The organism is Bradyrhizobium sp. HKCCYLRH1030, assembly GCF_051168395.1.
In the GTDB taxonomy this organism is placed as follows: domain Bacteria; phylum Pseudomonadota; class Alphaproteobacteria; order Rhizobiales; family Xanthobacteraceae; genus Bradyrhizobium.
Genome location: NZ_JBNPUY010000004.1, coordinates 88,219 through 100,927 on the forward strand (window position 1 = coordinate 88,219; position 12,709 = coordinate 100,927).

A 12,709-nucleotide genomic window follows, 5' to 3' on the forward strand; every position below is an offset into this window, starting at 1 on the left:
CTTGAAGGTCTTGGCCTTGGCGCCGAGGTCTCTCCGTCTATAATGCCGCATGGCCAGTCAACGCCGCGATCCTGACCAACGTCCCTCGCCGGAGGCCCTGCTCGAAGCGGCCCGGCGGGAGGACAGTCCTGCCGGCAAGCTCAAGATCTTCGTCGGCGCCGCCCCCGGTGTCGGCAAGACCTATGAGATGCTGTCGAGCGCGCATGCCAAGCTGAGGGCCGGCGTCGACGTCGTGATCGGCTTCGTCGAGACGCATGGCCGCGCCGAGACCGAGGCGCTGGTGCGCGGCCTGGAGGTCGTCCCGCGCAAACGTATTTCCTACAAGGACCAGATCGTCGAGGAGATGGATCTGGATGCCGTGATCGCGCGCCGCCCCAAGCTCGCGATCGTCGACGAGCTCGCGCATACCAATGCGGCGGGCAGCCGCCACCCCAAGCGCTATCTCGACGTCGAGGAGCTCCTGTCGCACGGCATCGACGTCTACACCGCGGTCAACGTCCAGCACATCGAGAGTCTCAACGACGTCGTCGCCCAGATCACCCATGTGCGCGTGCGCGAGACCGTACCGGACTCGATCCTCGACCGCGCCGACGCCATCGAACTGATCGACCTCACGCCCGACGATCTGATCCAGCGACTGAAGGAGGGCAAGGTCTATGTGCCCAAGCAGGCGGAGCGGGCGCTGGAGCATTATTTCTCGCCCGGCAACCTGACCGCGCTGCGCGAGCTCGCGCTGCGCCGGACGGCCGAGCGCGTCGACGAGCAACTGCTCACCCACATGCAGGCCAATGCCATCGCCGGCCCCTGGGCAGCCGGCGAGCGCATCCTCGTCTGCGTGTCGGAGGATCCGCGGGCGACAGGGCTGGTGCGCTACACCAAGCGGCTCGCCGACCGTGTCCACGCGCCGTGGACCGCCGTTACCATCGAGACCCGGCGCAACCTGCAGCTCACGGACAAGCAGCGCGACCGGCTCGCCGATACGCTGCGGCTGGCCGAGACCCTCGGCGGCGAGGCGCTGACGATTCCGGGCGTCGGCCGGCGTATCGCGGATGACCTCATCAACTTCGCGCAGGCCAACAACGTCACCCAGATCATCATCGGCAAGTCGAGCCGCTCGCGCCTGTTCGAGATCATCAGGGGCTCCGTGGTCCACGACCTCGTCAGGCGCGCCGGCAACATCAGCATCCACGTCATCGCCGGCGAGGAGGCGCCGGACACCACGAGCAGCTCGGTGCAGACGCGAGCACGCAACGAGCCGCTGCAGCCGAAGCCCTATCTGAAGGCGCTGCTGATCACGGCTGTCGGCCTTGGCCTCGCCGAGCTGATCCAGCCCGTTTTCGGCATCGAGAACGTCGATCTGGTGTTCCTCACGGCCGTGGTCGGCGTCGCCGCACGCTACGGCCTGTGGCCGTCACTGCTGGCGAGCCTCGCCGCCTCGCTCTGCTACAACTTCTTCTTCCTTCCGCCGCTGTATACGTTCACGATCACCGATCCGACCAACATCGGCGCGTTCTTCTTCTTCATGCTGATCGCGATCCTGGTGTCCAACGTCGCCGCGCGCGTTCGCGTTCAGGCTGACGCCGCCACCCACCGCGTCCGGACCACCGAGCAGCTCTATGCCTTCAGCCGCAAGCTTGCGGGCACCGCGACCCTCGATGACGTGCTGTGGGCCACGGCCTATCAGGCGGCGTTGATGCTGAAGGTACGGGTCGTGCTGCTGCTGCCGCAGGACGGCAAGCTCACGGTCATGACCGGCTACCCGCCGGAGGATCAGCTCGACGACGCCGACCTCGCCGCCGCGAGCTGGGCCTGGAGCAACGACCGCGCCGCCGGGCGCGGCTCCGACACGCTGCCGGGCGCCAAGCGGCTGTTCCTGCCGATGCGCACCGGGCGCGGCTCGATCGGCGTCATCGGCATTGATGACGATCGCACCGGGCCGCTGCTGACGCCGGACCAGCGCCGGCTGCTCGATGCCCTGGTCGACCAGGGCGCGCTCGCGATCGAGCGCGTGCTGCTGGTCGAAGACATGGACAAGGTCAAGCGCACCATGGAGCAGGACCGGCTCCGCTCGGCACTGCTCACCTCGATCTCGCACGATCTGAAGACGCCACTCGCCTCCGTGCTCGGCGCGGCCTCGACGATGCGCGATCTCGCGGCCCGGCTGTCCGACAAGGAGAAGCTCGACCTGCTCGCCACCGTCATCGACGAATCCGAACGGCTCAACCGCTTCATCGCCAATCTCCTGGACATGACCAGGCTGGAATCGGGCGCAATCGTGCCGAACGCCGCGCGCCACGACGTCGGCGAGATCGTCGGCAGCGCGCTGCGGCGCGCGAGCAAGATCCTCGCCGGTCATCATGTCTCGCTCGAGCTGGCCCCCGATCTGCCGATGGTCGAGGTCGACGCGGTGCTGTTCGAGCAGGTGCTGTTCAATCTGCTCGACAACGCCGCCAAATATGCGCCTCCCGAGACCTCGATCGCGATCCGCGCGGCCCGCGACAACAACTGGGTCATGCTCGAGATCCGTGACGAAGGCGACGGCATTCCCGCCGCGGAGGTCGAGCACGTGTTCGACAAGTTCTATCGCGTGCAGAAGGGCGACCAGGTGCGGCCCGGCACCGGTCTGGGGCTCGCGATCTCGCGCGGCTTCATCGAGGCGATGCATGGCCGCATCTTCGCCGGCAACCGCACCGATCGGCCCGGCGCGGTCCTCACCATCCGCCTGCCCGTGCCGGCGCAGGCCAGACCGCTGGATACGGCCGCATGACCGGCGCTCCGATCAAGGTGCTCGTGATCGACGACGAGCCGCCGATCCGCAAGCTGCTGCGGATGGGCCTGACCACGCAGGGCTACGAGATTCTCGAAGCCTCGAACGGCAGGATCGCGCTGGAGCTGTTGGGCCAGGAGCCGGCGCTGATCATTCTCGACCTTGGCCTGCCCGACGTCGACGGGCTCGAGCTGCTGCGAACCATCCGTGGCCGCAACGAGGCCGTGCCGGTCGTGGTGCTGTCCAGCCGCGGCGACGAGGCGGGCAAGGTCCAGGCGCTCGATCTCGGCGCCGACGACTACATCACCAAGCCGTTCGGCATGGATGAGCTGCTGGCGCGGCTGCGCGCGGCGTTGCGGCATCAGTTGCAGGTGCAGGGCGAGCGTCCGGTGTTCCGCACCGGCGATCTCTCCGTCGATCTCGTCCGCCGCATCGTCAAGGTCGGCGACCGCGAGATCAAGCTGTCGCCCAAGGAGTACGATCTGCTCCGCGTCCTGGTGCAGCACGCCGGCAAGGTGCTGACGCACCGCTTCCTGCTCAAGGAGCTGTGGGACGAATTGACCGACGCGCAATATCTGCGCGTCTATGTACGTCAGCTCAGGCAGAAGATCGAGGTCGATCCCGAGCGCCCGCAATTCGTATTGACCGAGACCGGCATCGGCTATCGGCTGCGCGCGCCGGACTGAGCTTTGGCCGTATCGGCCGACTGGTCCTGTGTGTCAGGGGCGTTGGCATCGCCATTCGATGGGCGAGCTTGCGTGTACCGCGGGCGGCATCAGCTCGTTTCGTTATATTTTCGAGCAATTTTGACCAGCCGGTCATCTCGCGCTGCGGCACAGTACGTCCGCAGGCGCCCGTTCTCCGGATCAACGGATGATCGAGACCGCGGTCGTGCCACCTCATCGGCGCAGCTGATCGTGCGTTTGCATGCACGACGGTGTAAACACGGGACGTGCCATGTCTCGGCTTGTCAGAACACGATCTGAATTTGGGGGGGGCGAGGCTGCCGAGTGCGGCGCAGAGGTTGTCATCGGCGATACTGGGAAGAGCATCATGCCCGAAATTCATCTCAATCAAGGTCAGCCCGATGCGTTGCAGTGCCGCTTCGGCATGAAGGCCGGCCTATGTCCCGGTGAGGGGTTCTGCGCGTTCGATCTTTCAGCCTGCAGGGACTGTTCGAGATCGCAGCACAAGATCCAGACCTTGACGGGTTCGGAAGACCCGATGAGATCAAAGATATTGCACACCTGGATTTCGTTTGCCGTTCGTCCATCGACGTCGTTCTTGGCTCCCATCAGTGAGGTCGGTCATGGAAGAATACATTCATCTGCAGAACCTCATCCTGTTCAGGAAACGTCTCGCTGAATTCAACGATGAGTCCAAGCGGACGGTGCTCCTGAAATTGCTGACTGAGGAAGAGGCCAGGGACGCATCATTCGGAACGTCGCCTTGTCCAGTTGCGCCTCATGCGGCGGATCAGAACGTCTGATTGGCTTCTCGGTCTATCCGTCATCGAAACGACGAGCGCGAAGCTGCATTGGAATCTCGATGTATCGGCGGGCTTCGATTCCCGCGATCGTGAAAGCATGGGTGGAGGTACGCGGCATCAGCTTGCGCTTTGGAACTTTCGTCTCGCCGACGCGGTTTACGTGTCGCAATCGGGAGGATGTTCATGGCACGACAATACTCGCGCAAGGCATCGGCCAAGGTCGGCCGGGCCATGAAGAAGCGCAAGGCCGGCACGCTGCGCAGCGGCGGTTCCGGTCGCAAGGTCAAGAGCCGCAAGCAGGCCATCGCGATCGGCCTGTCGGAGGCGCGCCGCGAAGGCAAGAAGGTGCCCGCGAAAAAGAGCGCGAGGGCCTCAGCGAAGAAGACGGCCAAGAAGGCGAGCAAGAAGAGCACGAAGAAGACTACCAAGAAAACGACGAAGAAGAAGTCGAAGAAGAGCTGACGAGGCGATCATTCGGGCTACGATCATCGCGCACGCCATGACCCGCAGCCGTCGCAAAATTCTCCGCTGTCGTCCCGGCGAACGCCGGGACCCATAACCCCAGGGAGATGTTATTGCGCGGGATGTGGGACAAGTCTTGTCTTACAACACCCGCCGCGGAGTATGGGTCCCGGCGTTCGCCGGGACGACGGCGGTGGGTGTGGAGGCCGCTTGCGCCACGCAGGCAGCTGCTGGCTTTCACCCCGCCTTCCTCTGCCGCGCCGCCGACCGATGCGCCTTCTTCGCCGGGCGTCGATGCGTGCTCGTCCGCCGCGACGCCGCACGCGCTGTCTTTTTTCGGCTCTTGCCGTTCAGGCTCTGCTTCAGCGCATCCATCAGGCTGACGACGTTGTCGGGCCGCTCCGCCGGCTCTGGCAGCTTGATCGGCTTGCCCGAGGCCTTGCGCTTCACCAGCGCCTTCAGCGCGGTCTCGTACTGATCCTTGAACTTCGAGGGGTCGAAATGAGCTGCCTTGGTCTGCAAGATGTGGCCGGCCAGCTCGACCATGTCCTTGCTGATCTTCGGCGCCTTGATGTCGTCGAAGAACTCGGCTTCGTCGCGCAGCTCATAGGGAAAGCGCAGCGTGGTGCCGAGCATGCCCTTGCCCATCGGCTCGATGGCGATGACGTGCTCACGGTTGGTCAGCACGATCCGCGCCAGCGCCACGCGCTCCTGGTCCTTCATGGCGTCGCGGATGACCGCGAAGGCGTCGAGCGCCGCCTTGCCGTCGGGGGCGATGTAGTAGGGGTGGTTGAGATAGCGCTGGTCGATCTCGTCGCGCGGCACGAAGCTGTCGATGTCGATCGTATGGTTGCTCTCGATCTGGACCGCCTCGAGCTCCTCCGGCTCGATCTCGACATACTGTCCCTTGGCGAGTTCATAGCCGCGGCCCTTCTGGTCGCCCTCGACGATGTCGCCGGTCTCGGCGTCCACCATCTGCTGCTTGAGCCGGTTGCCGGTCTCGCGGTTAATCAGATGGAAGCGCGTCTTCTCGACCGACGTCGACGCCGGATAGAGCACGACGGGGCAGCTGACGAGCGAGAGTTTGAGCGAGCCTTTCCAGTAGGCGCGGGGGGCCATCGTGGTCTCCTTGGACAATCCGGACGAGGCTGCAACGGGCAAGCATCGGTGTGGGTTCCATGGGCCCGGCGAAGGTCGCTTCGGGAAAAAATAATTCGCTTGACGACTTCGTAAAATCAGCATTATGGTCCGGCCCGTTCCGTTGCGTCGGAGGGGACGTATCGCGGTCGTCACGGACGTCGGCAGCGGAATGCGATGGGTGTGCCGGGTTGCAGCGTGATTCAGTCGCGCCGACGAACAATCCGGCATGCACGGTCAAGTCGCGCGGTCCTGATACCCCGATGCTGGTATCCAGCGCAATGCGCGCAGGCGCATTGTCGCGACACGGTGGCCAACAAGCCCGGCGCACCGGGGAGAACGCGAAGCAGCCGTTAAAGCCGTCGCGCAGGGAGGGCCGGGATGTCTCGGCTGCACCTGTGGTACCTGCCGCCTGCATTTCTTTCTGCAGGCGGGCCATGGGGGCGGCGAGCTCCCGGCCTTCCCTGCGCCCTCTCGACTGGCAGAGGGCGGACGCCAGCACAGCCTGGGCCCTCCATGAGCCGCGGGAACGCGGAACTTTGCCCGAAGTTATCCTGCCGATGCGGCCGGTTCCACGAGTTCGCCGGCTTTGCTACGCTACCACTCAACGCGAGGGATCACCGTGGCGCTCGGGAAGCTTTCCACCTATCGCAAGAAGCGCGATTTCGACAAGACGGCGGAGCCGTCCGGCGACGCCAAGGTCGCGCGTACGGCGCGGCCGCGCTTCGTCATCCAGAAGCATGACGCAACGCGCCTGCACTACGACCTGCGGCTCGAATTCGACGGCGTCTTCAAGTCGTGGGCGGTCACCAAGGGGCCGTCGCTCGATCCGCACGACAAGCGGCTGGCGGTCGAGGTCGAGGATCATCCGCTCGACTACGGCGATTTCGAAGGTACGATCCCGGAAGGCGAGTATGGCGGCGGCACCGTCATGCTGTGGGACCGCGGCTATTGGGACAGCGAGGACCCGGAGCGCGGGTTCAAGAAGGGCGATCTCAAATTCACTCTCGAGGGCGAAAAGCTGCATGGCAGCTGGGTGCTGGTGCGGATGCGCCACGATCGCACCGGCGGCAAGCGGACCAATTGGCTGCTGATCAAGCATCGCGACGAGTTTGCCCGGGAAGGCGAGGCCAACGATATCCTGGATGCCGACAAGTCGGTCGCCTCGGGCCGCACGATGGAGCAGATCGCGGCCGGCAAGGGCAAGGCGCCGAAGCCGTTCATGCTCGCCAAGACGCAGCGCATGAACGCGGATGCGGTGTGGCACTCCAACCGCAGTGACAGCGAAACCAAGCCGATTACGAAGGCCTCATCACCGAAGGCGAGGGCCGCCAAGGCAAACGGCACCAAGGCCCGCGTTGCGCCGAAGACGGTATCGTCGCTGCCCGACTTCGTGCCGCCCGAGCTTTGCACGTCGGTCGCGCAACCGCCGAGCGGCGAGGGCTGGGCGCACGAGATCAAGTTCGACGGCTACCGCGTCCAGATCAGGGTCGAGGACGGCGAGGCGACCTTGAAGACCCGCAAGGGCCTGGACTGGACCGCCAAGTTCGGCGCGATTGCGGAGGAGGCTGCGAAGCTGCCGGACGCGATCATCGACGGCGAGATCGTCGCGCTCGACAAGGACGGCAATCCGAACTTCTCCGCCCTGCAGGCGGCGATCTCGGCGGGTGAAACCGACGAGCTGATCTTCTTCGCCTTCGACCTGATGTTCGCCGAGGAGTTCGACCTGCGCCGCCAGCCGTTGCGCGAGCGCAAGGCGCGGCTGGCGAAGCTGTTGAAGGCGCATATCAAGGGCAAGACACCGCGGATCCGCTACGTCGAGCACTTCGAGAGCGACGGCGAAGCCGTGCTGGAGTCCGCACGCAAGCTGTCGCTGGAGGGCATCGTCTCCAAGAAGCTGGACTCGGCCTATCATTCGGGACGGACGGAGAGCTGGACCAAAGCCAAGACCAGGCCCGGCCACGAGGTCGTCATCGGCGGCTGGAAGACGACCAACGGCAAATTCCGATCGTTGATGGTCGGCGTCAACAAGGACGATCATCTCGCTTATGTCGGGATCGTCGGCACCGGCTTCGGCCAGGACACGGTGAAGGAGATCATGCCGGCGCTGAAGGCGGCGGCATCCGACAAGAGCCCGTTCAGCGGCAAGAACGCGCCGCGCAAGACGCGTGACGTGCATTGGCTCAAGCCCGAGCTGGTCGCCGAGATCGAGTTTGCCGGCTTCACCGGCGACGGCAATGTCAGGCAGGCCTCGTTCAAGGGACTGCGCGAGGACAAGCCGGCCCGCGAGGTCGTTGCCGAGGCGCCGGTGGTGACGACGAAGGTTGCCAGGCCGGTGGCGCGGGCCGCCGCGAGCGTCGCGACCGTCGGCACCACGCTGCACAAGACGCCGTCACGCGCGAAGGGCTCGGCGACCGTGATGGGCGTTGCGATCTCCAAGCCCGACAAGGCGCTGTGGCCGGACGCGGGCGACGGCGAGCCCGTCACCAAGCTTGATCTTGCGACCTATCTGGAAGCCGTCGGCAACTGGATGATCGGGCATCTGAGGGGGCGGCCGTGCTCGATCGTGCGTGCGCCTGATGGCATCGGTGGCGAAAAATTCTTCCAGCGGCACGGCATGCAGGGCATGTCCGACCTGCTGGAGCTGGTCAAGGTCTCGGGCGACCGCAAACCGTATCTGCAGATCGACCGCGTCGAGGGATTGATCGCGGTGGCCCAGGTCGCCGCCGTCGAGCTGCATCCATGGAATTGCGCGCCGGACGCCTATGACGTGCCGGGTCGGCTGGTGTTCGATCTCGATCCGGCGCCGAACGTCGCGTTCGAGGAGGTGATCGCGGCCGCCAAGGAGATGCGCCAGCGCTTGAAGAGCCTCGGACTCGATAGCTTCTGCAAGACCACGGGCGGCAAGGGTCTGCATGTGGTGACGCCGTTGCTGCACGGCGCGCGCGACAAGGTGAGCTGGCCCGAAGCGAAGGCGTTTGCACAGGGCGTGTGCCAATGGATGGCGAACGACCGCCCGGAGCAGTACCTGCTCAACATGTCGAAGAAGCTGCGCAAGGGGAAGATCTTCCTCGACTATCTGCGCAACGACCGGATGTCGACGGCGGTCGCCGTGCTGTCGCCGCGCGCTCGCGAAGGCGCCACCGTGTCGATGCCGCTGACCTGGGCGCAGGTGAAGAACGGGCTCGAACCCGAGCGGTACACGGTCCGAACCGCGCCGGCGCTCTTGCCCAAGACCAAGGCGTGGGAGGGCTATGACGACGCGGCCGGAGCGATCAAGCCGGCGATGAGGAAGCTCGCGAACGAAGTGTAAGGGATACGATGCGGGGGCGCAATCAAGGCCAGGCCGACGTGGCGCGGCCACGTCAGCCCGAGCTGATCAGTTGGATGGCTATGAGATCGATCGGATCAGATGCGTCCGAGCAGGACGAGAATCAGCACGATGACGATGATCAGGCCGAGGCCGCCGCCGCCGTAGTAGCCGGTGCCGTAGAACGGACCGCCGCCGATGCCGGAAAAGCCGCCGAGCAGGGCGATGATGAGAATGATGAGGATGATAGTTCCGATGGACATGTGCTTCCCTCCAGTGCCCGGCAGCGGGGCGACAACGTGCTCTGCCTTCGCCGAGGAAACTGGTTGGAACTTCGAAAGTTCCGCGTGGGAACAAGTAAAATGCAGCGTGTGTCTTTGCGGTCGTAGCCACTGATGACTACGTAGAGAGGGTTGTTAGTCAGGAGATCGCGATGTCAAGACCGCTTGTCGTTTCCATTCCGCATCGCCTCGGCAAGGACGAGGCCGTGCGCCGGCTCCAGGCCGGTCTCAGCCGCGCCGCGACCAGCGTTCCGGTCCTGAAGGTCGACGAAGAGCGCTGGGAGGGCGACAAGATGATCTTTCGCGTTCGCGCGCTCGGTCAGGCGGCGTCGGGCCATGTCGACGTCGCCGACGATCACGTGCGTGTCGAGGTCGTGCTGCCCTGGCTGCTGCAGCGCTTTGCCGAGGCGGCGCAATCCGCGATCCGCAGCCGCGGCCAGTTGCTGTTGACGAAGAAGAGCTGATCAGGTCGGGGCCGCTGCTGTCCGACGTCGACCAGGCGGGTGGGCTGCCGCGTCGGTCCGCGCCGGGATCGCCGCTGCAGGCAAATGCGTGAAGATGGAGGACACCGCCAGGATGCCGTCCTGCATGTCCGCCGGTATGTAGCCGCGGGCATGAACCTCGGCTTCGAAACCATCTGCGTGGGGCCACACCCGGCCACCGTCGGTGAAGGGTGCAAAGTTGCGCACGGTGACGACGACGACGGCGTCGCGCCCACGCCGCCGTGCGAAGGCAATGACGTGATCGGCATGACGTCCGCTCACCTCGAGCGGCTCGTAGGAGCCGTCGGTGAACACGGCGGGCATCTGGTTGCGAAGTTTCAGCAGCTCCCGCGTCCAGGCGAGCTTGATGCGGCCGTCCGGCCAATGGTCCGCGAGGTGGGCCCAGTCGGGAGTCTCGCACGCACGCAGCGCGTGCTCACGCGCAGCGAAATCGACCGGGCGGCGGTTGTCCGGATCGACCATCGAAAGGTCCCAGAACTCGGTGCCCTGATAGAAATCCGGCACGCCGGGCATCGTCGCCTTCAGCGTGAGCTGGGTCAGCGAGTTCAGCGCGCCGAGCAAAGCGAGTCGCCTGGAAAGCGTCTCCAGCGACTGCAGGAACTCGGACGAGCGCTCGCGATCCAGGATGCGGTCGATGAAGGCGCGCAGGCCGTTCTCATAGGCCTCGTTCGGATTGAGCCAGCTGGTCTCCTCCTTGCCCTCGCGCGCGGCCTTCAGCGCATAGGCCTGCAGCCGCTCGGGCAGGGTGCCATCGGTGCCGCTTGCCGGCCAGATGCCGACGAGCGTCTGGTACAGCATGTATTCGAACGCCGCCGAGGGCGCGCGCATCTTGCCATCCGTGATGACGTGCGGCGCGTTCAAGGTCTTCCAGCGCGCCATTGCGGACGTCCAATCGTTGGGCAGCTCGGTGATGGCGGCGAGCCGCGTGCGCGCATCCTCGCCGCGCTTGGTGTCGTGGGTAGCAGTGGCGGTCATGCCGTGCGGCCAATGCCTGGCGCGGTCCCGCATCAGCTTGTGGAAGTCGGCGATCGCCAGAGCATGCGCCGCTGGATCGCCACCGACCTCGTTGAGCGCGAGCAGTCGGTGGAAGCGGTAGAAGGCGGTGTCCTCTAGCGACTTCGCCATCATCGGCCCGGTGAGCTGCTGCACCTTGAGGGCGAAGCGGCGCACACGCGGGACGCTGTGGTTGGTGCTGCGGTCGCGCTTGATGAGATCCATGGTCAGCGCATCGCGCAGGAACTCGAAGATCGAGCCGTCGGAGGCGAACCATTCGGCCCGGGCGCCTGCGATGGCGTGGTCGATCAGCTTGCGGTCGGTCTCGGTCGGGCCGGCTGTGGTGAGATAGGTGCGATAGACCGGGAAGTGAAGAACATACAGCTCGAGCGCCTGGCGCAGGATGTCTTCCGAATAGTCGCGCGTCGAGTAGTGGCCGTTGGCGATGCGCGCCAGCAGGCGGGTCAGCACGGTGAATTCGCTGGTCAGCAGCGTCTCCAGCACGCGCCGCTTGGCCTCCTTAATCACAGGCGCGAGCTTCGGCGGCTTGTTGCTGATCTGGCGCCAGATCTCGTCCAAGGGCTCCAGACCTTTGCCGTCGATCAGGACCTGGGTGATGACGTTCATCCACTCGTAGCCGGTGGTGCCGTGCACGCCGGCAAAACCCGGCAGCTTCTCGTGCTCGCAGAGAATCTTCTCGATGACGACGTAGAACGGCCCGGCTGCGGGCCCCCGAGCGTCGCGGATCAGCCGGCGCAGGCGCTGAAAATATTGTGCGGGATCGCGCAGGCCATCGATATGGTCGAGCCGCAGACCCTGCAACTGACCATCCGCGATCAGCTTCTTGACCAGCCGGTGGATAGCCTCGAACGTGCCGGCGTCCTCGACGCGCAGGCCCGCCAGCGTGTTGACGTCGAAGAAGCGGCGGTAGTTGATGTCGCTGGACGCAAGCCGCCAATGGCCGAGCTTGTAGTGCTGTCGCTCCAGCAGATGATGCAGAGCGAGCGTCTGCGCACCACGGTCGCCGGCCTTATAGGCTGCGATCCCCTGGGCAATGACGTCGGCCGCGCCGGGAATGGCCTTGAGGGCCGCCTTGAGCACCGGCGCTTCCTTGCGGTTCGGATGGCGCAAGCCGCGATAGCGCGACGCCAGGTCGAGGATCGCCTTGCCGGCCTCGCTGCTCTCCTCACCGGCCTCCTTGACGATGATGCGCAATACCTCGCCATAGCGCTCGGGCGCGATCGGCAGCCGATGTTCGAAGTACCAGCAGGAGAACGAGCCTTCGTCGGGGTCGTAGCGCAGCTCGATGTCGCCATGTTCGAGCGCGTGGCCGTAGGAGGTGCCGATGATCGGCAGCAGCACGCCGCCGCGCGCGCGGTACGGCAACTGGTCCCAGTCGATGTCGAACGAGGCGGCGTGCGGCGAAGCCTGGCCCCATTCGAGCACGTCGAGCCACCATGGATTGTCGTCGAAATGCACGCCGACATGGTTCGGCACGAAGTCGAGGATGAGGCCGAGATCGTGCTGCTTCAGCGCCGCGCACAGTTTCGCAAAGCCGTCCTCGCCGCCGAGCTCGGGATTGAGCTTGGAATGATCGGTGATGTCGTAGCCATGCGTCGAGCCCTTCCGCGCCGTCATGAAGGGCGAAGCGTAGACGTGGCTGATCCCGAGCGCCTTCAGATATGGCACGACGCGTGCGGCCGATTCGAAGTTGAAATCACCCGTGAGCTGCAGGCGATAGGTCGCGAGGGGAATGGCCGGAGGCAT

At 65.2% G+C, this 12,709-nt stretch carries 9 protein-coding genes; 6 read left to right on the forward strand and 3 right to left on the reverse strand.

What is annotated here, in order from left to right; translation table 11 throughout:
- The first annotated feature begins 49 nt into the window (after nt 1-49).
- The 4 genes from ACQR1E_RS13565 to ACQR1E_RS13580 all read left to right on the forward strand — a co-directional run bounded on the left by ACQR1E_RS13565 (nt 50) and on the right by ACQR1E_RS13580 (nt 4,718).
- The gene (locus tag ACQR1E_RS13565) at nt 50-2,767 is read left to right on the forward strand and encodes a DUF4118 domain-containing protein (protein WP_434844509.1); all 2,718 of its coding nucleotides are present in this window, start codon (nt 50-52) and stop codon (nt 2,765-2,767) included.
- Complete coding sequence (locus tag ACQR1E_RS13570; protein ID WP_316194303.1) at nt 2,764-3,453, forward strand: response regulator transcription factor; 690 nt, start codon at nt 2,764-2,766, stop codon at nt 3,451-3,453. Before ACQR1E_RS13565 ends, ACQR1E_RS13570 begins: the two co-directional genes overlap by 4 nt.
- A 623-nt stretch (nt 3,454-4,076) precedes the next feature.
- Entirely contained in the window at nt 4,077-4,256 is a 180-nt protein-coding gene (locus ACQR1E_RS13575; protein ID WP_315738670.1) for a hypothetical protein, read from the forward strand.
- A gap of 183 nt (nt 4,257-4,439) precedes the next feature.
- Nucleotides 4,440-4,718 carry a DUF6496 domain-containing protein gene (locus ACQR1E_RS13580; protein ID WP_315750196.1) on the forward strand — a complete coding sequence of 93 codons (279 nt, stop codon included), beginning with the start codon at nt 4,440-4,442 and terminating at the stop codon, nt 4,716-4,718.
- Between the two features lie 237 nt (nt 4,719-4,955).
- Here the strand turns inward: ACQR1E_RS13580 and ACQR1E_RS13585 are convergent, their stop codons facing one another.
- On the reverse strand, nt 4,956-5,837 hold the full coding sequence (locus ACQR1E_RS13585) for a Ku protein (protein WP_434844510.1): 882 nt from the start codon (nt 5,835-5,837) through the stop codon (nt 4,956-4,958).
- A gap of 640 nt (nt 5,838-6,477) precedes the next feature.
- On the opposite strand from ACQR1E_RS13585, the gene ligD reads away from it, so the two are divergent.
- On the forward strand, nt 6,478-9,168 hold the full coding sequence (gene ligD, locus ACQR1E_RS13590) for a DNA ligase D (RefSeq protein WP_434897163.1): 2,691 nt from the start codon (nt 6,478-6,480) through the stop codon (nt 9,166-9,168).
- Nucleotides 9,169-9,263: 95 nt separating this feature from the next.
- Here ligD and ACQR1E_RS13595 read toward each other — a convergent pair whose 3' ends face one another.
- Nucleotides 9,264-9,428, reverse strand: coding sequence for a DUF3309 family protein (locus tag ACQR1E_RS13595; protein ID WP_006614022.1), 165 nt, complete (start codon nt 9,426-9,428; stop codon nt 9,264-9,266).
- A 170-nt stretch (nt 9,429-9,598) separates the two neighbouring features.
- Here ACQR1E_RS13595 and ACQR1E_RS13600 point away from each other — a divergent pair, with 170 nt between their 5' ends.
- On the forward strand, nt 9,599-9,910 hold the full coding sequence (locus tag ACQR1E_RS13600) for a polyhydroxyalkanoic acid system family protein (protein ID WP_315717996.1): 312 nt from the start codon (nt 9,599-9,601) through the stop codon (nt 9,908-9,910).
- Here the strand turns inward: ACQR1E_RS13600 and treY are convergent, their stop codons facing one another.
- Nucleotides 9,911-12,709 carry a malto-oligosyltrehalose synthase gene (gene treY / locus ACQR1E_RS13605; protein WP_434897164.1) on the reverse strand — a complete coding sequence of 933 codons (2,799 nt, stop codon included), beginning with the start codon at nt 12,707-12,709 and terminating at the stop codon, nt 9,911-9,913.